Genomic DNA, 22558 nt, shown 5'->3' with positions numbered 1-22558 from the left:
ATGGAACACTTCGTCTATACCGGAAATCCCGGCCGCGTCATTTTCGGCAGCGGCACGATCTCAAGGCTTGCGGAGGAGGCCGATAGGCTCGGTGCAAGACGCCTGCTCGTGCTCTCCACACCGGAACAGGAAAGCCAGGCGCAGGATATCGCCGCTCATCTCGGTACGCGCGTGGCCGGAATGTATTCCAAGGCGACCATGCATACGCCGACCAATGTGACGGCCGACGCCATGCGACAGGTCGAGGCACTCCGAGCTGATGGCCTCGTCGCGATCGGCGGCGGGTCGACGACGGGTCTCGGCAAGGCGATCGCCTATCGTACCGATCTTGCACAGATTGTTGTTCCGACCACCTATGCCGGATCGGAGGCAACGCCGATCCTTGGAGAAACCGAGGGTGGACGAAAGGTGACGCGATCCGATCCTCGCATTCTTCCGGAAATCATCGTCTACGATGTCGAGCTGACGCTCAGCCTGCCGGTTTCAATGTCCGTCACGAGCGGTATGAATGCGGTTGCCCATGCGGTCGAGGCACTCTATGCCCGGGAGGCAAACCCGATCATTTCGATGATGGCGCTGGAGGGGATCAATGCGATCGTTCGCGCCTTGCCCGGGATCAGCCAGAACCCTGGAGACAGGACGTCCCGTTCGGATGCTCTCTACGGCGCCTGGCTCTGCGGTATTTGTCTCGGGTCGGTCGGAATGGCGTTGCACCACAAGCTCTGCCACACGCTCGGCGGCATGTTCAACCTGCCGCACGCAGCAATGCATACCGTCGTATTGCCGCATGCCATCGCCTACAATGCCAGTGCCGCACCAGCAGCGATGGACATGCTCGGCGGCAAGCTTGGTGCCGCCGATCCCGCCCAGGCACTCTTTGATCTTTCGAGGCGGCTCGGTGCGACGATGTCTCTGCAGGAGCTCGGCATGCCACAAGGCAGTGTCGGAGCTGCCGTCGAACAAGCCATGTCGAATGCTTATTGGAACCCGCGTGCTCTGGAAAAGGAAGGTCTGACCGACCTGCTCGAGCGCGCTTTCCGGGGCGACGAACCCCGGGCAAAATAGGTTCGCCGCCATCCGGGAGCGTTGGACGCGACGAGGAGTTTTGCGTAGTGGGGGCAGGGAAATCCGGAAATCCAAAATGGATAATTCCACTGTTTCCTTTGCTCAGAGTGCGGTTACCATCACTATTGCGATGTCTCCGATATCCGAAATTGGACGGGAGACGGAGGGCCGATTTGGCTACCAGGGAGGGAGAGGTCATGCTTGCAGTTCGTGTCGCACTATCCAATCCCGGCAGGGCGGCCGAACGCGAAACCTATCTCGAGGACCACAAGCGCCATCTGCGGTCCGGTCGGGTCGGCATCGTCCAGTCCGGACCGATCGTGGATGAATTCGGCGAAGGCAGCGGAGGAGTTGTCGTGGCTGACGTCAGTTCGCTGGAGGAAATGCATCGCTTCAGCGCGGAGGATCCCTTTGTCCTCCACGACGTCTATGCAAGCGTCGCCATCTACGAGTGGCGGCCAACGATCGGCGGCCATCGCTAAGATGACCGCATCGGGATGCCCGCGTGTCCCGGCAGCAGCTGATTTTCTGAGGAGGAGGGAAAATGAAAGCGGCAGGTACAATCAACTGGGACGAGATCCGCGACTGGCTCGCAGAAGCCGGGAGCATTTGCAGCGGATTTCACGTCGAGTACCAGGAATCGCGAAATCCGTCCCACCCACTGTCAGCGCGTCGACGGCCTAGCCGACTGCGACCTCCGCCAAAGGCCGGCCCATCGATAAGTTGGGTTTTTCCGAAACGGGATACCTGACGTCGGTCTCCTCTCTTGAACATTTGCCGAACGGGCCCTCCGGTTTTTGCCGGGAGTTCGGCGGCGGAGCCATGACATTCAGCGCGAAAGACAGACTTCGATGACGAACGCCTTTCCCATTGCTTCCAACAAGCATCCAAGGGGGACAATCTTGCCGATACCGCTGGCACGAAGCTTCGTGACCGTCGTCTTCTCGACGCTCGTTCTCCTTCTCGTATGCGCGGTCTTTGCGCCGTCGAGCCTGTCCTGGGGCGCGCTTTCGGGAAGCCTGCCCTTTGCGGCAATCATCGCCATTGTCGGTCTCGGTCAGTTGCTCGTGGTGCAGCAGGGTGGCTTCGACCTTTCCCTTCCTGGCGCGGTGTCGCTTGCCGTCGTCATCGCAACCCACTTTCCGCAGCAGAACGATGCGTTGCTCCATCAGGCAGTCCTTCTGTCGATTGGCATTTCGCTCGTCGCCGGCTCCCTGAACGGGCTTCTCGTCAGCATCTTCAGGGTGAACGCGATCATCACCACGATCGGCACCAATGCGCTGCTTTACGCAGTCGTCTTTGCTGTGTCGGGCGGCGTCCCCTCGATCACCACCAACCTTCTGGCCGAGATCGCGGGCGGCGAAAGTCTCGGCCTGCCAAACTCGGTCATCTTCGCGCTGGCGGGCATGGCGCTCGTGAGCTTCGCGCTCAAGAAAACGGTGGCGGGTCGACGGTTCGAGGCGATCGGTGCCAATCCTCTTGCCGCACGAGCTGCCGGCCTGAACGTGCGCATTCACCAGATGATGGCCTATGTTTATGCGCAGCTTCTCTATTGCATGGCCGGCACACTGATTGCCGGCATCACCCGCGAACCCACCGCCTTTCAGGGGGACAGCCTGCTGCTGCCCTCCGTCGCTGTCGTGGTTCTCGGCGGTACGTCACTTCTCGGTGGGCGAGGTTATCCCGTCTCGACGGTCATCGCTGCATTTTTCCTCAACCAATTGAGCCAATTCGCACTGACGGTCGGGGTGCCGTTTTCAGCTCAAACCATCATCCAGGCCTTGGCTCTGGGTTTTGGCATCGGTGTTTACTCGATCCGCTGGACGGTAAACCGCAAGACAACGACTGGGACAAGAAAAGTGGAGGACAAAACATGAAACATGCATCTCTCTCGAAATACCTGGCGCTTTCCGTTGTGGCCGCGACCACTGCATTCGCCACTACCGGTATCGCCAAGGCCGAGGCCCCATCCTGGTGCGGCCCGAAGAAGGCAACGCTCGGACTACTGGACGGTTATGGCGGCAACAGCTGGCGCCAGGTCACGACGGCCTCCGGCAAGCAGACCGTGGATCTTTGCCCCAGCATCACCAAGTACGAATATGCTGACGGTCAGGGCGACACGTTGAAATCGATCTCCGACATCAAGAGCATGGCGGCCAAGGGCCTTGATGCGCTTGTCGTCTTTGGCGATGCAGGCCCGGCCGTGCTTCCAGCCATTACCAGCGTCTTCAAATCCGGCAAGGTCGTCGTGCCCTATCGCGTCGCCGTTGGTGGCAAGGATGGCCAGAATTATTCGAAATTCGTCGGCGCATCCTTTGAAAACGATGGCGAAAGCTGGGGCAACTGGATCAAGAGCGTCCTGCCGAAAGGCGGAAACCTCCTCTTCCTCTCCGGGCCTGCCGGCAACAGCCAGGGCCTCGATGAACTCAAGGGCCTCAAGAAGGTTCTTGGCCCCGAATATGTGTTCGTCAATCAGGAGCCCTTCGCCGTCACCAACTGGGATCCGGCGCTGACACAGAAGGTACTGACGGCGGAAATCGCCAAGAACCAGAAGATCGATGTGATCATCTCCGACTTCGGTCCCTCTCTCGTCGGTGCGCTGCCGCTCTTTGCCAAACAGGGGAAGTCGATCCCGGCGCTTGCTACCTCTGATGGCAATTCGCTCGGCTGCTTCTGGCAGGACAACAAGGACAGCAATCCGGACTTCAAGCTCTTCACGGTCGCAACCGGCAACGACAATGTCAGGCTCGCGGTCCAATGGGCCGTCGCGCTTGCCACCGGCGGCACGCCGCCGAGCGAACAGGTCTTCAAGGCACCGGCCTTCGAGGATTCGGTATCCGGCAAGCCAAGCGCGGTGCAGTGCCGCAAGGATCTTCCGGGCGCGATCTACCTGTCCTCCGAACTTTCAGCCGAGGATCAGGCAAAGGCGGTCGGAAAGTAATCGTAAACATCCAGGACCTGCCCGAGCTCCGGGCAGGTTTTCTCTTCCAGCGGATGACAAGCTATGGCTGCAGCAGAAATCAATGCAATCGCGACACCGTTGTCGACCCGTTCCGACCAGACGATCTGCCTGACCGGAATCCACAAATATTTTGGGGGTGTTGCCGCGCTTCGCGACGTGAGCGTCGAATTCCGGCCGGGCGAGGTCCATGCCATTCTCGGTGAGAACGGTGCAGGCAAGTCGACATTGATGAACATCATCGCCGGCACGCTCCAACCGAGCGAGGGCGAGATCAGCTTCGAGGGCGAGCGCATCAGGCAGATGACGCCTGAGTTCGCGAGCACCATCGGCATTGCCATCTGTTTCCAGCATCCCGCCATCCTCAACGACCTGTCGATCCTCGAAAATCTGAGCGTTGCCCTGCCGCCATCGATGTTTTCCGGCAGGCCCATGAGCGAAGTCGCAAGGGAGATGCTCGACACGGTCGGATTGGCACTACCGTTACACATGCGCGCCGGCCAGATGACGGTGGCGCAGAAGCATTTGCTCGAAATCGGCAAGGCGCTCGCAATGAAACCGAAGCTCCTCATCCTTGACGAGCCGACGGCCTCCCTCGACCAGGAGGCAACTGACATGCTCTTCGGTCTTATCCGCAAGGCGGTGAAGGCGGGCACCTCGGTGATCTACATCACCCACCGTCTGGCAGAGCTGCGCCAGATCGCCCAGCGCGTCACAGTCATGCGAGACGGGCGCGTGCGCGGTTCGGCACTTGTCGATGACACGAGCGATGCCGAGCTCGTCAATCTCATCGTCGGCCGCACGCTGGAGGCTGCCTTTCCGCCAAAGTCGAAGCGGGTCGGCGGTGAGGCCAGTTTGTCCGTTGCGGGTTTGAGCGGCCACGGATTTACCAATGTAAGTTTTGATGTAGCGCGCGGCGAGATCATTGGCGTCGCCGGTGTCTCCGGCAACGGCCAGACAGAGCTGATGCGCACGCTTGCCGGTCTGCACACAGCAGAGGGGGCGGTCACGCTTCACGGGCAATCCGTCAATCAACCGACGCTGTTGCGTCAATCTGCCTTCATGCCGTCTGACAGACATCTCGAAGGCGTGGCGAGCGGCCTGACGGTGCGCGAAAACGCCACCTTCTCTGCGCTGGAGAAATTCGCCGCAAGTGGCGTCATGAACAGTAGGACAGAGCACGAAAAAGTCACCGCGATCTTCGGCGAGCTGGCAGTCAAAGCTCCCGGTCTCGAAGCACCGATCATGTCCTTGTCCGGCGGCAATCAGCAAAAGGTGGTAATGTCGCGCGCCCTCCTGTCAGAGCCTGGCATTGTCATTGCCGACGAGCCGACGCAGGGTGTGGACGTTGGCGCGCGCTTCGAGATCTATCGTATCCTGCGTGACGTCTCGGAGGCAGGAACGCCTGTTGTCGTCAACTCATCCGATGCGGTCGAGCTCGAGGGGCTGTGCGATAAGGTCATCGTCATGTCGCGCGGTCACGTCGTCGAAACGTTGACCGGTGATGATGTCACCGAAGAGCGCATCGTCGCGGCGGCCGTCAAGGCCGCAACTCACGATGTCGAAAGCGGTTCGATATCAGGGGGGACCGCACCGAACGGGCTGCGCCATTTCCTGCAGTCGGATATTGCGCCCGCCGTGCCGTTGGCGCTTGTGACTATTCTTCTCGGGCTTTTCGTCAATGGTCAGAACGACAACTTTCTGTCGATCTACAACATCTACAACATCCTCCTGCTGTCGACCGCGCTGGGCTTCATCGCCCTCGGACAGACGATCGCGCTGCTCATGGGCGGCATCGACCTATCCGTCGGCCCGCTTGCCGGTTTTCTCGTCGTCGTCGCCTCGTTCTTCGTCACCGAGGATATGTCGAGCGGTATGATGTTGATTGGATTTCTGCTCATGCTGACGGGTGCGTTCGTCACGGGCGCCGTGAATGGCGTTTTGATCCGATACGCGAACTTTACGCCGATTGCGGCAACACTTGCCATGTATATCGCGATACAGGGTTTCAGCTTTCTGCTACGCGAAAACCCGGACGGCTATATCAGCTCGACCGTCACAGATTGGATCAACTGGCAATGGGGGCCGCTTCCCGTCGCCTTCCTCATCCTCGTCGTCGTGACGCTGATTGGTGAATACGCGCTGCGCCGATCGAGACTTGGCTGGCGCTTGCGGGCGGTCGGTTCAAACGAGGAATCCGCACGCAGAATGGGCATTCGTGTCGATCTGACCTATATCAGCGGCTATATCGCTTGCTCCCTGATGACCGCCGTCGGCGCACTCATGCTGATGACACAGATCGGCGTCGGCGATCCACGCCAGGGCGTCAACTACACCTTGTCCAGCATCACGGCGGTCGTACTCGGTGGTACGAGCCTGACGGGTGGTCGCGGAACATTCATCGGCACGGTCCTCGGTGCCGTCCTGCTGACGGAAGTGCTGAGCGCGGTGACATTCCTCAGTCTCACGCAGACCTATCAATATCTGTTCCAAGGCATCCTGATTGTCGTCGCGGCGCTGATCTATTCGGCTGCCCGCAGGCGGACAGCACACTAGCTGAGGCGACCTCCTCCGCGACTGATGGCAAGCCGCGGTTTCTATCAGCACACGCACGTCCGGCATTTTCGAGCGGCTCAACAAATTGGATAAGGTTATCATATGACGGGCAGGGTCTACGGCATGCACCACATCGGCATTACGGTGCCGGATATTGAAGAGGGCATTGCTTTCTTTCGGGCGGTTTTCGGCGCAATCGAGGTCTTTCGTACTGGACCCTTCGATGTCGACCAGGATTTCATGGCAAAAAAGCTGGGCGCATCCGCACAATCGACCATACGCGATCTGGTGTTCCTGCGTTGCGGCGAAGGGACGAGTGTCGAGCTGTTTGAATATAGTGGCGAGGAAGACAGCCGACCGAAGCGATCCTCGGAGGTCGGCGGCATGCATCTTTGTTTTGAAGTCGACGACGTTCATGCGTGCGCGAATCGATTGCGAGCGCAGGGCATCGACATGCTGGATGGACCCAACTTAGTTGAAAGCGGACCATTGGCGGGATTCAATTGGATCTATTTCCGAGCCCCGTGGGGGTTGATTTTGGAAGTCGCGAGCTTCGCGGAACTCGGCTATGAGCGCAATTCGCCTCATCGGTTATGGAGAGTGGAGCGGAAGTGAACTTCGGCGCCAGCTGTTGAGTTGTTGGTGGGTCAAGCGCGCCGGTGCTAGTGCGAATGTTGTCCTCGCGTGACTGTCAAAGAACCGGACGTCTGCCAGGTTGGCGGCAGCGTCAATGCAACGGTCACATATTCGGATAGACCAGCCCTTCGCCACCCTGCGGCGGAACCCAGTTGATGTCCTGGTTGGGGATCCTTGATGTCACAGGTCTTGCATTGGACGCAGTTCTGGGCGTTGATGACGTAGGTTTCCTGGCCATCCTTCTCGACCCATTCGCAAACGCCGGCCGGACAGTAGCGGGTCGAGGGACCGGCATAGAATTTCGCAGACCAGTCACGCATGGCTTCGCGTACAACTTCGCTGCTGCTGCTGGCATAAGCACCGCTTTCGACCGCATCGCGCAAAAGCTCAGCTTGCTGCGGTGTTACTGCAATCCTGACCTTTGAGACGTTAGACATGATTGCTGCGCGGCGGCAAGTATGTCTTAGACCTACCACAAAGGCCAAGCTCCCGTTATTCCTGCAGAATCTCCTGCAGATAGAATCGTAATGGCAGCGCTCTGGGTTCTGGTCTCATCAAGAGCAAGTACTCAAACAATCAGCGCTCGAGGATTCGATTACCGAGGACAAACTTATAGCGCTCCGGCCGAATAAAGAATTCAGACTTTTCGGCGCAGACGCCGTTATCGAAATAGGAGGTTCGTTCGAGCACGAGCAGGACGGTATTTTCCGTCGCTCCGATCAGCGACGTGATCCGAGGCGAGACAGCACGCGCCCCGATCGCAATCTCAGCAGAGACAATGTCGGTGCCGGCTTTGTCTTTGAGGAGTGCATAAGTCGGTTGCTGTTCTGCGACCGCTGGCTCTAGCTCCAATATGAAGGTCGGCAACAGGCTTCGGCCCAACGCAATTGGTTCATCATTCACGACATGAAGCCGCTCTAAAAGTGCGCATTTCGTTCCGAATAGCGGGATGAAGGCAGGTGGTGTTTCGATGGCGGTCAGTTCAACGATCCGCATGGTGGTATCGAAGCCCTGGACTTTCAGCGACTCATGAAAGCTACGCAGCGTATCGATCCGATGGCGCACCTGCTTGCCTGCTACGAAAGTGCCTTTGCCTTTCCGACGCTCGATCAGCCCGTCCTTGTCGAGCTGTTCGAGCGCCAGCCGGACGGTAACGCGGCTGACATTGAAGCGGGACATGGTCTGCGATTCTGACGGGAGCCGTCCGGAGGGTTCGTAGGCCCCTTCGGTGATCTCGCCACGAAGGCGGTCGGCGATCTGCAGATACATCGCCACCGGGTTGTTCCGTATCAGACTCATCTATCTTCCATTGGGTCGAAAAGACCACGAAGCAGCAAAGCTTTGGAATAGCGTTCCCTTTAGTCGCCAGACAAGGGGGACTCTTCACGTTGATAGCCTGTATTATAATGTATTACATTTTGGGGCAACTCCAATCCAGGGTCATCCTCAGCCAACATGGCATCTCGATCTACACCAGGGCAGATTTCATCCGGCGCCGCGTTCTCAGTGGACGGCATGGCTTTCGCCTATCCCGAAAGCCGACGCGGCGTATTCGAACGGTTTTCGCTGAAAGCTCGGCCGGGAGAATTCGTGGCAATCCTCGGTCCGTCCGGTTGTGGCAAGTCAACGCTCCTCAATCTTCTTTCCGGTTTCCTGCGCCCGCAATCGGGGCATATCACCATAGATGGTGCGCCTGTTGCGCCGGAGCATCCGGTTCTCGGATATGTATTCCAGTCGCCAAATCTCTTCCCTTGGCTGAGCGTCCTAGAAAACGTCCGCTTCGGCCTACGCATGAATCGCCGTGGATCGTCCCAAGAGCAGCGAGCCCTTGCGCTGCATTTTCTGCGGCTTGTCGGCTTGGAAGAGCAGGCGCATGAGCCACCTCACCGATTGTCGGGCGGCCAGCGTCAACGGGTTGCGCTAGCGCGCTCGCTGGCGCTTGAGCCGCGCCTTCTGCTCATGGACGAACCATTTGCGGCGCTCGACGCGATGACGCGCGCCTCTCTCAATGACGAATTGCTTCGCATTTGGTCAGGCTTGGGAAAAACCGTGCTGTTCATCACCCATGACATCGACGAAGCGATCTATCTCGCCGACCGGGTTCTCGTCCTTGGGCTGCCGCCGGCAGGCATCGCCGCCGAAGTGCCGATCGATCTGCCGCGTCCTCGCGACCAGCCTGGCACGAGAGCCAATCCTTTATTCGCACAACTGCGCGAACGGCTCTGCGAGGAAATAGCCAAGGTCACGGCCGACAATCAACCCGTTACGTGAAGGGGATCATCCGATGAAACGCATTCTACCTGCACTTCTTCTCGCACTTGCGGCGGCTTTGCCCGCCCACGCCGGGGACCCGCAGCCGCTTCGCATTGGCTGGGTCCAAGCCATGGCGAACGCGCCTGCGCTGATCGCCGAGGAGAAAGGCTATTTTCGGGAAGAGGGATTGAACGTCGAACTCAAGGGTTTTGGTGATGGTCCGGTCATCCAGCAGGCGGTGGCTGGAGGCGAAATCGACGTGGCCTATATCGGTGCGCCGCCGGTCTATCAATGGGCAGCGCGTGGTCTCGATGCCAAAATCATCGCCAAGGTCAACTATGGTCAGGCAGCGCTGATCACGAGGACGGACGGCTCCATCCACGCGCTTTCCGACCTTAAAGGCAAGAGGCTTGCCGGCGTCAACAGGGGCAGCGGCATGGATGTGCTGCTGCGTGGCTACGTCCTGAAGGAGGCCGCCGGCCTCAGCCCGGACACGGATCTTGCGCTGTCGCAAATGCCCGTGGCCAACATGAACGCTGCTCTCGATACCGGCGTCGTTGATGCAGCCTTCTTGTGGGAGCCTTTCATCAGCCAATCGTTGCTCCGTGGTGCAGGTCGCGTCGTCTTTGACGTGAACGGAGCTCTGCCCGGCTATCCCTGGTACGTCATCGCCGCGCCTGCCAAGACGCTGAAGGAGCGACCGGAGGATCTGGTGAAGCTGTTGCGGGCGAATTCGAAGGCCATCGCCTTTCTGCGGGAGAACCCCGAGGAGGCCGACCGGATCATTGCCCGGAGCTTTAAGCTGGAATCTCTGACGGCCGCGGACGGAAGTGTCGTTCCGCCGGAAGCGATCGTCGGGGAGGCAAGGAAGCGCCTTGGGTGGTCGGCCGAAATCGAGCCTTCCGATCGTGCGTTCATCCAGCGGCTCATCGATTATTCCGTCGCCCTCGGCTTTCTCGATAAGCGTTTGAATGTCGACGATATCATTGATGACAGCTTCGCCGTCAAAGCGGCCGCGCAACGATGAGATCCGATCAATGAAGAAGTTGGCAGCGCGGCTGCATTTTCCGCAACCGTCCTGGCGCTGGGCAGCGCTCCCGTTCCTGCTTGTCGTGTGGTGCATCGCGGCAAGCCGCGTTCCCTCCTATGTGCTGCCGCAGCCATGGGACGTGGCGGCCGAAGGGTTTCGCTGGATCCGGTCGGGCGAGTTGGGCCGCCAGGTCATGGCGAGCTTGTTGCGGGAATTCGGCGGCTTCGGAGCGGCCGTCATGGCTGCTGTGCTCATCGGTGTATCCGCCGGACTCTGGCGGCCTTTCCGTGAATTCGTCCAGCCTCTGGTCGGCCTCTTCATGGCTATCCCGCCGATTGCCTGGGCGCCGCTGTCACTGATTTTCTTCGGCCTTGGGTATCTGTCCATTGCCGTCGTCATATTCATCGCATCGGCCTTTCCAATGGCCCTGACGATTCAGGAGGGCGTGCTCTCCATCAGCAGTGGCGAAGTGCGAGCGGCGCGCATTTTGGGTGCCAAGCGGCTGCAATTGCTGGCTCATGTATATCTTCCTGCCTCTCTCCCGTTCCTGACTGCCGCATTGCGCATCGGATTTTCCCAGGCGTGGCGTGCGCTTGTGGCGGCAGAGATGATCGGAGCATCCGAAGGGATCGGCTGGATGGTCGCCATGGGCGGGCAGCTAGGCAACTCGGCGCAGGTGCTTCTCGGCATCGCCCTGATCGGGCTCACGGCGTGGCTCATGGAGAGTCTCGTGTTTCGACGGATAGAGCGCCACTACGAAGGCTGGCGCGGACAATAAACGGACATTCCCCATGACAGAGATTTTGCCGCATCGGACTTTTCAAACCACCGTTCATTCTCCGAAGGGGCTTGCCGATCATTTCGATACTCTGCCCTTTCTCGGCCGTCTGACCTGCCAGAGGCAGGTGTTGACGGCGGGCGAGTGGACCGAACTGGAGCTCACTTATGAGGTCGGCGCTGTCGGCCTCGCCGACGGCGCGTGGCTGAAGCTCGCCTTCAAGTTCTATTCCGACTGGGCGCTGTTCCAGACAACGGAGCCGACGGGCGCCAACTATGTCTCCGCCGAATACCACGCCGGCCCTCTGGTTTCGGGGCAAAGCCCAGGCACGATTCAAGCATTGAAGGTGCGTTTCGATCAAAAGGGACACGAGCGTCCCTTCCAAAAAGCTGTCATCGTTGACGTCGTCGACGGCTATCTCAATCCCGGCGACAAGATCGTCATCCGCCTGGGCGATCGGCGGCAGGGCGGCGCCGGCACGCGGGTGCAGACTTTCGTGGAGAAGGCGTTCCGTTTCCGGCTGTTCGTCGATCCGCTCGGCAGCTCGAAATTTGCAGAAGTTCCAGGCGACTGCACTCTGGAAATCGCGGCCGGCGAGCCGTATGCGCTTCAGGTCATCGCGCCGCGGCTGGTTGGCCTCGGTCAAATCTTCGACGCTATCGTGCGCGTCGACGATATATGGGGAAACACTTGCCGCGGTCGCGACCTGCAGGGCTCGCTCGTCATGACCGCCCCGGATGGCACGCAAACAACGGAGCCAGTGGCACTCGCCGCGGAAGGCTGGACATTCGCGCGGATCTCCGGCCTTTCCTTCGCCGACGCCGGCGAGTGGAAACTGGAAGCACGGCTGAACGGCGAACCCTTCGTCGCTGCGGGCGTCGCCTATGTCCAGGGGGAAGACGGCGCCTTGCGCCCTCTCTATGCGGATCTGCACGTCCATTCCGACGACACTGTCGGCACCAATGACGCGACCTACAATCTCACCTACGGGCGCGACATCGCCGGGCTTGACGTGGTGGGCTATACCGTCAACGACTTCAACATCACCGAGGCGAATTGGGACAAGGCGGTGGAGATCATCCACGATCTCAACGAGCCCGGTCGTTTTGTCTGCTACCCGGGCACCGAATGGTGCGGCAACTCCGCTGCCGGCGGCGACCGCAACGTCGTCTTTCTGCGCGACGGCAAGCCCCGGTTTCCGTTCGACGAGAAGGGGCATTCCCTTCGCTCTTTCGAATGGAATGAGACGACGGCGGGCGCGATCCGTCCTGGGATATGGCCCGTCGACAGGCTCTATGCCGCCTATGAGGATGATCCGGAAGGCCATTTGCTAATCCCGCATGTGGGTGGCAGGCGCTGCATTCTGGACTGGAACCATCCGGAGCTGGAACGACTGATCGAGGTCGGTTCCGCCTGGGGACAATTTCATTGGCTTTACACCGAAGCCCTGGCACGCGGGTACAGGGTCGGCGCTTCCGCTGCGAGCGACGAACACCAGGGCCGCTGCGGCGGTGGTGCGCCGGCCACCGGAGCTTTCGGTGCGCGCGGCGGGCTCACCGGCGTCATCGCCGACCGCTTCGACCGAGCCGGCGTCGGCAGCGCGCTTCGGGCGAGGCGCACTTTTGCCACGACTGGCGAACGTAGTTTCGCCGTTCTGTCGCAAGGCAGGCATTTTATGGGCGAGGTATTCAGCGCCGAATCCAAAGAGCCGCTCTCTTACCGCCTGCTCGGCGATGCCGGATGGGAGGAGGTTCAGCTCTTTGACGGAGATTGCGTCCTATGGCGTCGCGATCTTCATGCCGAAGCGGGCTTCAGCGCGCGGAGAGTGCGCATTCGCTTCGGTGGCGCACGGATCAAGGATCGCTATCGCGCTGCCTATTGGAGCGGGGAGGTGGTTGTAACCGGTGCAGCGCTTCTGGATGTGCACGGGATCGGTTTCGATCATCCCGAACAAAGCGTGTGGCGCACTGGGCTCGGCACGCTCGGCTTTAGGACGGCAACGCATGGAGACGTCGACGGGATCGAACTTGAGCTTTCCGACCTTCGCGACGCGCGCATCGCTATTGCCGTGAAGCTCCATGGCTACAGCAAGATCGGAGATCCGCTCCAGCCGCCGCCGCATCTCCATGCCCCCGAAGTGTCGCTGGAGGCAAGCGGAAACGAGCTGATCGCACAGGGCTCCATCTCGGTCGATCTTGCCGGTGTTGAATTGCGCCTTCTGTTGGAGCGCGTCACCGATCACCCTCTTCCGCGCGACCTCTTGGGTGAGATCCCGCTTGCAGGACTTGCATTGAACGACGGGCCCGAACACCCGCTTTTCCTGACAGCGAGACAGAGGGACCAATCCCGCATTTGGACGTCACCGCTATTCATGACCGCCTGAACTGAGACTGAGCAACCGTCAGTCCCGAAGTTCGGCTAAGTGAGCGGGCGTCCACCTGGTTGGCCCGCAAACCGTGACCAACCGGAATGGGACTTCGTTTAGGGCGGGGCGTGTGTTCCAAGCAATGCAGTTGTAACGCCCACAATCAACTTTCCGGCATTGTAAGGCCTCTAGCGAGAACCAAAGGCCATTCGGCGCCGAAAGCAGATGTCCTGTAGAGCTCGTGCACTGGCAGGTCAAATATCTGAACAACGTCGTTGAGGCCGATCACGGCAAGCTGTAGCAACTGATCAAACCGGTGAGAGGATTCAAGACGCTGAAAACGGCCTATGCGACGATCAAAGGTTTCGAGGTCATGCGCGCTTTGCGCAAAGGACAGGCTGCGATTTTCAACCTGACGGGCGACATCCGTGGAGAAGCACGCATCGTTGAACGTGCTTTCGGGATTGGACCGAGCGCGCTAACAAAGGCGGTAGCACTGCTCGCTAGGAATCTCGAAAACCGCGAGGCTGCCAGGTAATGGAAGCCTCAACCAACCGCCTTCATAACCATGATGGAAATTTGCAACAGAGCCCGTCAGAGACCCGATGTATTCGACGGCGGATATGAAAGGCTCCCCCCGGCGTAAGAACGTCTTGCCCGTTTCTTCTTCAAACAGGGAGAGGTCGCTGGACCATGCATTCAGCCCGCCAGATCGCTGGTCAGAAGTCTTGCGTAGGGGAAGAGCGCCGGGGAGCCGCCGCAATGGACGAACAGCACCGAGCTGCTCTTGGCGATGGAACCGTTCTCGACACATCCCATGATGCCGGCGAAGGCCTTGCCGGTATAGACGGGATCGAGAAGCATGCCTTCGCGGTTGCCGGCGAGCTTGATCGCCGCATTGCCCGCCTCCGAGGGGATTGAATAGCCGGGGCCAATATAGTCGTTCTCGATGCGGATGTCGGCGCCAGTCCAGCGTTTCTTCAGATCAAGAAGCGCAGCGCCGGCGTTCGCCATCGCGGCGATGCGTTCGCTGAAGGGAACGGCGCTGCCGGTGACGGCAATGCCGACCACTTCCGTGGTCGGCCAATAGAGCGAGCAGCCGATGTGAAGGCCTGCCAGCGTGCCGCCGGAACCGACGGGAGCGACGAGATATTGCGGTGCCGGCGTGCCGACGGCCATGTACTGTTCCGAGAGTTCCTTGACGGCATTGACGTAGCCCATCGCGCCAAGCGCGCTCGCGCCGCCGAGCGGGATGATATAGGGCTTTTCACCGCGGGCTTCTGCTTCCGCGGCATGGTGATCCATGCGCGGGTTGATTTCGGTGAAATAGGCATCCGGATCGAGGAAATCGATCTCGGCGCCGAACAGATGATCCAGCAGAAGATTGCCCTGATACTGGTCCGGACGATTGCCGCGCAGCACGAGGATCGGCTTCATCCCGAACTTGCGGGCGGCGGCGGCCGTCATGCGAGCATGGTTCGACTGGTGTCCGCCGGTGGTGATCAGCACCTTGACCTCCTGCGCGACGGCATCCGCCATCAGGTACTCCAGCTTGCGGACCTTGTTGCCGCCACCGCCGAAGCCGGTGAAATCGTCCCGTTTAACCGACAGGGATATGCCGATTTCGGCGCCGAGGCGCTCCATCGGTTCGATCGGGGTCGGCAGGTAGCCGAGGGAGAGCCGGGGGAGTTCTTCGAGCTTCATCTGCGGAATTCCTTCATCGCTGCCGAGGCGGACCGCCCCGCAAAGGACGGTTCCGCCAGATCATGATATATAATATATCCTATATCGACCCTGGCAAGATGCTTTTGTTTGTGGCATTCAAGATAGTGAGGCACGGGCATGCGGGTGCCTTTTCGCGATGAAAGGAATGGACATGACCGAACCTGCAATGACCGTTTCTGGCCTGAAAACCTCGTTCCGGCGCAAGGGTGTCTGGCTGCCAGTCGTCCGCGAAGTGTCCTTCGATGTCTCTGCCGGCGAAACGCTGGCGCTGGTCGGCGAGTCGGGCTCCGGCAAGAGCGTTACAGCATTGTCGATCATGCGGCTTTACGGACAGGACAACTGCCGGATCGAGGGTTCGGTGAGGCTGGAAGGGCAGGAGCTTTTGACGCTGCCGGAGCGGCAGATGCGCAATATCCGCGGCAACCGTATCGCCATGATCTTTCAGGAGCCGATGACCAGCCTCAATCCGTCTTTGACTGTCGGTGACCAGATATCGGAAGTGCTGGTTGCCCATCGCGGCATGCCTTTCCGGGATGCGACAAAGGAGACGCTCGGGCTTCTCGAGAAGGTGCGTATCCCTTCCGCCCGCACGCGGCTCACGGAATATCCGCACCAGCTCTCCGGCGGCATGCGCCAACGCATCGTGATCGCCATGGCACTCGCCTGCCGGCCACGGCTCTTGATCGCCGACGAGCCGACGACGGCCCTCGACGTAACGATCCAGGCGCAGATTTTGGAACTCATCAAGCTCTTGCAGGAAGAAGATGGCATGGCCGTTCTCTTCATCACCCATGACATGGGCGTCGTCGCCGAGATCGCCGACCGGACGCTCGTCATGTACAAGGGCGAGGCGATCGAACGCGGTGAGACGGAAGCGATCTTCGATCAACCGCAGCGCGCCTATACTAAGGCGCTTCTTTCCGCCGTGCCGAAACTCGGCTCCATGCAGGGCGCATCCGGCCCGGCGCGTTTCCCGCTGATCGATGTCGAAAGCGGCGTGCCGGTCGATATGCCGCCGGTTGCCGATACCGTCTCCGTCAAACCGCTCCCACTTCTCCAGGTGCGCAATCTCGTAACCCGGTTCGATGTCGGCGCAGGTTTTCTCGGGGCGACGTCGGGACGCGTGCATGCGGTACAAGACCTGTCCTTCGATCTGAAAGCCGGCGAAACGTTGGCGCTTGTCGGGGAATCCGGCTGCGGCAAGTCGACGACCGGACGCACGATCATGCGGCTGCTGGACGCCAATTCCGGCTCGGTCAAGCTCGACGGCAAAGAGATCCTTGATCTCAAGGGCGCGGAAATGCGTGCCATGCGGCGGCATATCCAGATGATCTTCCAGGATCCGTTCGCCAGCCTCAACCCGCGCATAAAAGTCGGCGATGCGGTCGCGGAACCCCTGCTGGCCCACGGCATTGCGTCTGGCAAGGGCGACGCGCGAGACGGGGTCGCCGACCTGATGTTCAAGGTCGGCCTGCAGCCGGATATGGCAAGCCGCTACCCGCATGAATTTTCCGGCGGCCAGCGCCAGCGCCTCTGCATCGCCCGAGCGCTCGCCATGGCGCCGCAGATCATCGTGGCCGACGAGGCCGTCTCGGCGCTCGACGTCTCGATAAAAGCGCAGGTCATCAATCTGATGCTCGACCTGCAGGAAAGCCTCGGTCTTGCCTATCTGTTCATCTCCCACGACATGGCCGTGGTGGAGCGGATGAGCCACCGGGTGGCCGTCATGTATCTCGGCGAGATCGTCGAGATCGGGCCGCGCCAGTCGATCTTCGAAAACCCGCAACATCCCTATACGAAGCGGCTTCTGGCGGCGGTTCCGGTTCCTGATCCGTCGCGCCGCGGTATCCGGCGGGGCCTCAGCAACGACGAGATCAAGAGCCCGATCCGGCCGACTTCCTACGTGGTCCCGAAGCGGGACTATCTCGAAGTCTCTCCTGGACATAGGGTGCAGGTCTGGGGCGACGAATGGGGCACTGCTGCGGTTGCCGCGTAAAATCTGACAGGTTGGAGGGGCAGCACGATGCCCAACAACCTGCCCGGTGGCCATGTTCAGTGGCGCTTCGCGTGGGGAGGCGCGCCGATTGCAGCAAAACTGCTCCATGCCGGATGGGTTTCGGGATCGGGCGGGTGAGCGGAGAGCTGCTGGCGCAGATCGCCATCGGCGACAAGCCGTCTGTCGATCCGTCGCCATTCCGCCTCTGGTTCAGGACGGCAGCCCGATCGAAATCCAGAGCTGGCTTTAAACCTCTTCGGCGGGTCCGATCCCGATCGGCAGGGCAGCATTGCCGGCCCATTCGTGCCAGGAGCCGGTATAGATCTTCACTTTGTCGAAGCCGGCGAGCCTGAGGCCGTAGAGCGCGGTGGCGGCCCGGGCGCCGCGGTGGCAATAGGTGATGATCTGGCGATCCGGCGTCAGGCCGGCGGCCTTGGCGATTTCGCGGATCTCAGAGGCGGGGCGATATTTGCCGTCGCGCAGCATATCCTCGTAGAAGGCGAAATGCGAATGCGGAATGCGGCCGGGTCGGGCGCAGCACGGATGCACGAAGGTACCTTCGAATTCCGACTGCCGTCGGACGTCGAAAATTTCGGTGTTGCGGTCCGAATGGCCGAGAACCTCGTCGGTCGAGGCGACAAGCTCGCGCCGAAACCCATTCGGAGAGGTATCCGACTGCCGGATGGCGTCGGTGGCGCCGGTCGCCGGTGCGACCTCACCACCGATTGCCTCCCATGCCTGGATACCGCCGTCGAGAACGAGGCCGCCATCGAATCCGGCCAGTTCATGAAACCAGAGGCCGCGCGGCGAGATCATGCCGGTCTGTTCCTCGAAGAAGACTGGAACGCGTCCCTGACCGATGCCGAGCCGTTCGAAGGCTTCGCGCGCGCCCGCCGCCATGCCTCTTATCCCCGTCTCATCGCTTTGGGGAATGAAGTAGTCGTAGACGTTGAGATTAATGGCGCCTGGCAGCGTCTTTTCGCGCCAGGCGGCTTCGGGGCGAACGTCGACTGGGACAAGTTGTCCTTGCGGTAGCACCTTCAGCAGTTCTTCGGCGGTGATGATCATGACCGGGTCCTTTCCTTGCAATAGGCATCAGATGGCCGGCATCGCGGTGCCGATCCCGAGTTCGTTTGCCCGTCGCAACAGACGTGCCGCAAAGGCAATGTCGAAAACGTTGAGGCCGAAGCTCGAGAAATACAGCGATGCACCTGTCGGTGGCTGCCAGCCATCGAGGACGATGGCTGGCAGGTCCGCCGCGACACGCGAGGGCGCAAACTGGCCGGCGCGATACATCTGGAAGAGGCTTTTTGCACTCTTATCGGCAAAATCGCCCCAGAGATCGACGGTGACGAGATCCGTCGCAGCGATCGTCTCGAACTTCACCTCGTTGAAACCGATCTGCATGATCAACCGGCCGGCACCGGCGGCGGAGGCTTCGAGAAACGGTTCCGGCGCCGAGGTGCAGCAGAGAATGACATCTGCATTTTCCAACGCGTCGTGCAGGTGATCATGCGGGATGAGCCGCGTGATCGCGCTTGGGATTGCCTGTTTGATCAACGTATCGAGATGGGCTCTCGTCCGGTTCCAGAGATGAACTTCGCCCAGGTCCGGAAACAGGCTGCGCAGCATGTCCAGATGCGTCTGCGCCTGTGCGCCAGCACCTAGGATAGAGACGGCTTTGAAAGCGTTCGGCATCAGGCCGCGGATCGCAGCGGCCGAGACGGCGGCGGTGCGCATGCGGGTCAGAAGCGCGCTTTCGACAGTGCCGAGCGGCGCGCCATCGGTCAGGCCGTTGATGAATGTAGTGCTGCTGATACTGGGAAGATCGTCCACCGGTTCGGCGCGATGGACCGTCCATTTCAGGCCGGCCGCGTCGTAGACGCCGCCGACGAAGGCGGGGAGACCATAGGCCTTGTTGCGAGGATCGGCGCCGAGCGGCATGACGCTTTCGGCGACCATGCCGGCCTTGCCGTCACGCAGAAGGCGTATCGTTGCCTGCACGTCCTTGACGGCTTCTGTCCAGTCAAGGGCACCGGCTTCGATCGCGTCGGCACGGGAGAGATGGCGGATAGTGTTCATGCGGCCTCCGCTTCGTCGGCGACAAGATCGAGCCAGAGGGCGATGGACTCGATGAATCGGCGATACCCTTCGAGCGTCATGAACTCGTCGATGCCATGCGCATTGCCGCCGCGACCGGCGCCGGCGAGAAGGAAGGACTTCGCATGCCGCGCAAAAGCATAGGCGGGGGCGGCGCCGATCGCCCAGGGCCAGACCTGCGGCGCGGCAAGGGCGGTCTTTTTGTAGCTCTTCAGAAGCGGTGCGACACCGGGCGCATCCGCGGAAAACCGATGGCCGGGATAACTGTCCGCAACATTCAAGACAGCGCCGGGCGTTGCCTTTAATGCATTTCGGTAGGTGGCCAAAAAATCGGCAGGATTGAGCGTCGGCGGGGTGCGCAGTTCAAAGCCGGCGCGGGCGCCATGCGGAATGACTCCATCGGCGGTGAGCGGCATGCTTTCGAGGCTGGAAATGTTGAAGGAGGCCGCCGACAGGACATGTTCGAGGAGGGATCTGCCACCACCTTCGAGTGCGAACCTTTCGGTTCTGCGAAAGCGCAGTTCCGCCGCCGGATTGAAAGACGCGGCCAGCCTCGCGATGATGCCGGCAGCCTCCGCGTCGATCTCGATCCCGCCGAGTTCGCCGGTCGGCGGTTTGCCGATCAATGACAGGGCCTCGACCAACCGGCTGGCGGGATTGGCGATCCAGGGTGCGTTGCTGGAATGAATGGCCGCTTTCGGGCCACCCCATTCGCCGCCCTCGACACGGACCTCGCCCTTAGCGATGCCGGAAAAACCGAGATAGATCCGCGGCGGACCGCCGCCATATTCGCAGAAGGAGGGAAAGATCGCGGCTGCGCTCGGCCGCACCGGGCAGGCATCGTTGGCCAGGTAGTCGCGCATGGCGCTACTGCCGCTTTCCTCCTCGCCATCAACGAGGATCTCGACATTGACGCGCAGCTTTCCCGCATCCGCAAGCGCCTTGACGGCGAGCAGCATGCCGGCGAGCGGCCCCTTGTTGTTCTCGGCGCCGCGGGCGACGAAACTCGGACCGATCTCCGGCAGATCGACGATGCCGCCGCGGAACGGATCGACGGACCAGCCCTGCGACGTGGCAGGCATCACGTCGTACATGTTGTAGAGGATGACGGTGATTGCGGCTCCCACGTCGATGCGGGCGTGAACCACGGGCGGGCGGCCCCGCGACGACTTGGAGCAGATGATCTCGGCGCCGAGCTGCTGCTGGAGCCAGCAGCGGATCTCGTCCGCCTGGACGCGCAGCGCCTTGTCGTCGCCCTTGACCGACGGGATGGCGCACCAGTCATGCGTCAGTTGCAGCGCCTCCTCGACCGCCCACTCGTCGATCATAGCCTGATCCTCGGGTTCAGCGAGACATAGGCGAGGTCGACCAGGAAGTTGACGACCACGAAAACCGCGGCCGCAAACAGCACGACCGCCTGGACTACGGGGAAGTCGCGGTTCTGGATGGCTTCGACGGCCAGACGACCGATGCCCGGCCAGGCGAAGATGATTTCCGTCACCAGCGCGCCCCCGAGCAGCGAGGCGAAATACATGCCCTGCACGGTGATGACCGGGATCAACGCGTTGCGCAGCGCATGGTGAACGATGATGCGCCAGGAGGAAATGCCCTTGGCGCGGGCGGTGCGAATATAGTTTTCGCCTAGAACCTCGATCAAGCTGGCACGCACCAGCCTTGTGATGGCGCTGAGATAATAGGCGCCGAGTGCGATCGATGGCATGACCAGTTGGGCAACCGAGCCGATACCGCTCGACGGCAGCCAGCGCAGTTTCAGCGAGAAGAAGATGATCAGCAGCAGCGCCAGCAAGAAGACCGGGATCGCCTGGCCGAGAAGCGAGATGACGCGAATGGCGAAATCGATGGCGCTGTTCTTGCGCACCGCTGCGATCGTGCCGAGCAGGAAACCGAGCAGCGAACTCCAGACGAGCGCCGTGCAGGCAAGCAGCGCCGTCGCCGGTAGGCGTTCGACCAGGAGATCAAGTGCTGGACGGTGGAAGCGCACCGACGTGCCGAGCTCGCCGCTCAGCGCGCCGGCCAGGAAACGGCCATATTGTACCCAGATCGGATCGTTGAAGCCCATGGCCTGGCGAAAGGCCTCGATTTCTTCGCGCGATGCATCGGGCGTCATCATAAGGGCGGCCGGATCGCCGGTCAGGAACAGGGCGAAGAAGACGATAGCCGAGACGCCGAACATGACGACAATGCCCTGCAGCGCTCGTCCGGTGATAAAGCTCGCTGTTTTCATATCGTCAGGCATTCCTACTGTCGGCACGCCGCACGAGCCAGTCACCGATGAGATTGCAGCCGATCACCAATGCCCCTATGACGAGGCCGGGATAGAGAATCAGCCAGTTGGCAAGCAGGATATAGGAGCGACCTTCGCCGATCAGGTTGCCGAGCGTCGGTGTCGGCGGCTGCACGCCGAGACCGAGGAAGCCGACCGAGGCTTCCAGGATAATCAGGCGCGGCAGGTCCAGCGTCATCAGTACGGTCTGCGGCCCAATGATGTTCGGCAGGATGTGGCGGAAGATGATTGTCCTGTCCGGCAGTCCGATCGAGCGGGACGCATCGACATATTCCAGCTCGCGAATTTCCAGCGTCTTGGCGCGAGCGACACGGGCAAACACCGCCCAGCCGGTAATACCGAGCACCACGACCAGATTGGCCATGCTAGGTCCGATGACCGCGACGATCAACAGGATCAGTAGGATGAAGGGAATGGCGAGCTGAACATCGACGGCGCGCATGATGACGATGTCGAACCAGCCGCGATAATAACCGGCGATCATGCCGAGCGTCGTGCCGAGCACAACGGAGATGGCAGATGCCGCGGTCACGATCGACAGTGAGATCAACGTGCCGAGACCCAGCCGGGCGAGAAGATCCCGCCCTAGCTGGTCAGTTCCGAGCGGATGGAGTTCTCCGCCGATAACGGAGAGCGGCGGCTTGAATGTCGCGGTCAGGGTTCCGCGCACCGGATCGATCGGCCACAAAAGTGGCACGAAGAGGCAGAGCGCCAGAACCGTGACCAGAAGGAACGTCGCAAATATTGCATCCGCGTTGTCCCGGACATTCCAAAACCGCGTCATGCTGTC

At 60.8% G+C, this 22558-nt stretch carries 18 protein-coding genes and 2 pseudogenes; 12 read left to right on the top strand and 8 right to left on the bottom strand.

The window, feature by feature from the left end:
* The 6 genes from AB8B33_RS34095 to AB8B33_RS34070 all read left to right on the top strand — a co-directional run bounded on the left by AB8B33_RS34095 (position 1) and on the right by AB8B33_RS34070 (position 7195).
* A complete protein-coding gene (locus AB8B33_RS34095) occupies positions 1–1065 on the top strand; it encodes a maleylacetate reductase (RefSeq protein ID WP_439018761.1) in 1065 nt (354 codons plus the stop codon).
* 197 nt (positions 1066–1262) lie between these two features.
* Positions 1263–1547: a YciI family protein gene (locus AB8B33_RS34090; protein ID WP_310380343.1), complete on the top strand. Its 285-nt coding sequence runs from the start codon at positions 1263–1265 to the stop codon at positions 1545–1547.
* A gap of 420 nt (positions 1548–1967) precedes the next feature.
* Positions 1968–2942, top strand: a complete 975-nt coding sequence (locus AB8B33_RS34085; protein WP_310380345.1) for an ABC transporter permease — start codon at positions 1968–1970, stop codon at positions 2940–2942.
* On the top strand, positions 2939–4006 hold the full coding sequence (locus AB8B33_RS34080; protein WP_113320217.1) for a substrate-binding domain-containing protein: 1068 nt from the start codon (positions 2939–2941) through the stop codon (positions 4004–4006). The genes AB8B33_RS34085 and AB8B33_RS34080 overlap by 4 nt, the downstream gene beginning before the upstream one ends.
* A gap of 63 nt (positions 4007–4069) precedes the next feature.
* Entirely contained in the window at positions 4070–6580 is a 2511-nt protein-coding gene (locus AB8B33_RS34075) for an ATP-binding cassette domain-containing protein (protein ID WP_439018760.1), read from the top strand.
* A gap of 102 nt (positions 6581–6682) precedes the next feature.
* Positions 6683–7195, top strand: a complete 513-nt coding sequence (locus AB8B33_RS34070; RefSeq protein ID WP_113320215.1) for a VOC family protein — start codon at positions 6683–6685, stop codon at positions 7193–7195.
* 124 nt (positions 7196–7319) lie between these two features.
* Here the strand turns inward: AB8B33_RS34070 and AB8B33_RS34065 are convergent.
* Both AB8B33_RS34065 and AB8B33_RS34060 read right to left on the bottom strand, forming a co-directional pair.
* Positions 7320–7512 (bottom strand): annotated as a pseudogene (locus AB8B33_RS34065) (4Fe-4S dicluster domain-containing protein); the annotation flags it as partial.
* Positions 7513–7792: 280 nt separating this feature from the next.
* On the bottom strand, positions 7793–8485 hold the full coding sequence (locus tag AB8B33_RS34060) for a GntR family transcriptional regulator (protein ID WP_310382155.1): 693 nt from the start codon (positions 8483–8485) through the stop codon (positions 7793–7795).
* A 246-nt stretch (positions 8486–8731) separates the two neighbouring features.
* Here AB8B33_RS34060 and AB8B33_RS34055 point away from each other — a divergent pair, with 246 nt between their 5' ends.
* From AB8B33_RS34055 to AB8B33_RS34035, 5 genes and pseudogenes are all read left to right on the top strand, one after another.
* Positions 8732–9487, top strand: a complete 756-nt coding sequence (locus AB8B33_RS34055; RefSeq protein WP_439018759.1) for an ABC transporter ATP-binding protein — start codon at positions 8732–8734, stop codon at positions 9485–9487.
* Positions 9488–9500: 13 nt separating this feature from the next.
* Positions 9501–10496, top strand: a complete 996-nt coding sequence (locus AB8B33_RS34050) for an ABC transporter substrate-binding protein (protein ID WP_439018758.1) — start codon at positions 9501–9503, stop codon at positions 10494–10496.
* Between the two features lie 10 nt (positions 10497–10506).
* Complete coding sequence (locus tag AB8B33_RS34045) at positions 10507–11277, top strand: ABC transporter permease (RefSeq protein ID WP_310380358.1); 771 nt, start codon at positions 10507–10509, stop codon at positions 11275–11277.
* Positions 11278–11290: 13 nt separating this feature from the next.
* Positions 11291–13660: a hypothetical protein gene (locus AB8B33_RS34040; protein WP_439018757.1), complete on the top strand. Its 2370-nt coding sequence runs from the start codon at positions 11291–11293 to the stop codon at positions 13658–13660.
* Between the two features lie 199 nt (positions 13661–13859).
* Positions 13860–14180: pseudogene (locus tag AB8B33_RS34035) on the top strand (DDE-type integrase/transposase/recombinase); the annotation flags it as partial.
* A 161-nt stretch (positions 14181–14341) separates the two neighbouring features.
* Here AB8B33_RS34035 and AB8B33_RS34030 read toward each other — a convergent pair.
* Positions 14342–15346, bottom strand: coding sequence for a 1-aminocyclopropane-1-carboxylate deaminase/D-cysteine desulfhydrase (locus AB8B33_RS34030; RefSeq protein WP_439018756.1), 1005 nt, complete (start codon positions 15344–15346; stop codon positions 14342–14344).
* Between the two features lie 172 nt (positions 15347–15518).
* Here AB8B33_RS34030 and AB8B33_RS34025 point away from each other — a divergent pair, with 172 nt between their 5' ends.
* Positions 15519–17363, top strand: a complete 1845-nt coding sequence (locus AB8B33_RS34025) for an ABC transporter ATP-binding protein (protein WP_439018755.1) — start codon at positions 15519–15521, stop codon at positions 17361–17363.
* 246 nt (positions 17364–17609) lie between these two features.
* Here the strand turns inward: AB8B33_RS34025 and AB8B33_RS34020 are convergent, their stop codons facing one another.
* From AB8B33_RS34020 to AB8B33_RS34000, 5 genes are read right to left on the bottom strand one after another with little or no spacing between them, the layout of a single operon-like run.
* Positions 17610–18431 (bottom strand): sulfurtransferase, encoded by an 822-nt coding sequence (locus AB8B33_RS34020; protein ID WP_439018754.1) that lies wholly within the window; start codon positions 18429–18431, stop codon positions 17610–17612.
* Positions 18432–18458: 27 nt separating this feature from the next.
* Positions 18459–19445 (bottom strand): hypothetical protein, encoded by a 987-nt coding sequence (locus AB8B33_RS34015; protein ID WP_439018753.1) that lies wholly within the window; start codon positions 19443–19445, stop codon positions 18459–18461.
* A complete protein-coding gene (locus tag AB8B33_RS34010) occupies positions 19442–20791 on the bottom strand; it encodes a M20/M25/M40 family metallo-hydrolase (RefSeq protein WP_439018752.1) in 1350 nt (449 codons plus the stop codon). Before AB8B33_RS34010 ends, AB8B33_RS34015 begins: the two co-directional genes overlap by 4 nt.
* Entirely contained in the window at positions 20788–21708 is a 921-nt protein-coding gene (locus AB8B33_RS34005; RefSeq protein ID WP_310380373.1) for an ABC transporter permease, read from the bottom strand. The genes AB8B33_RS34010 and AB8B33_RS34005 overlap by 4 nt, the downstream gene beginning before the upstream one ends.
* Positions 21709–21712: 4 nt before the next feature.
* A complete protein-coding gene (locus AB8B33_RS34000; protein WP_310380375.1) occupies positions 21713–22552 on the bottom strand; it encodes an ABC transporter permease in 840 nt (279 codons plus the stop codon).
* Positions 22553–22558: the final 6 nt, after the last annotated feature.

This window comes from Rhizobium sp. 768_B6_N1_8 (assembly GCF_051811225.1).
In the GTDB taxonomy this organism is placed as follows: domain Bacteria; phylum Pseudomonadota; class Alphaproteobacteria; order Rhizobiales; family Rhizobiaceae; genus Rhizobium.
Note: the sequence above shows the minus strand (reverse complement) of the source record. Positions and strands in the feature narration are given on the sequence as shown.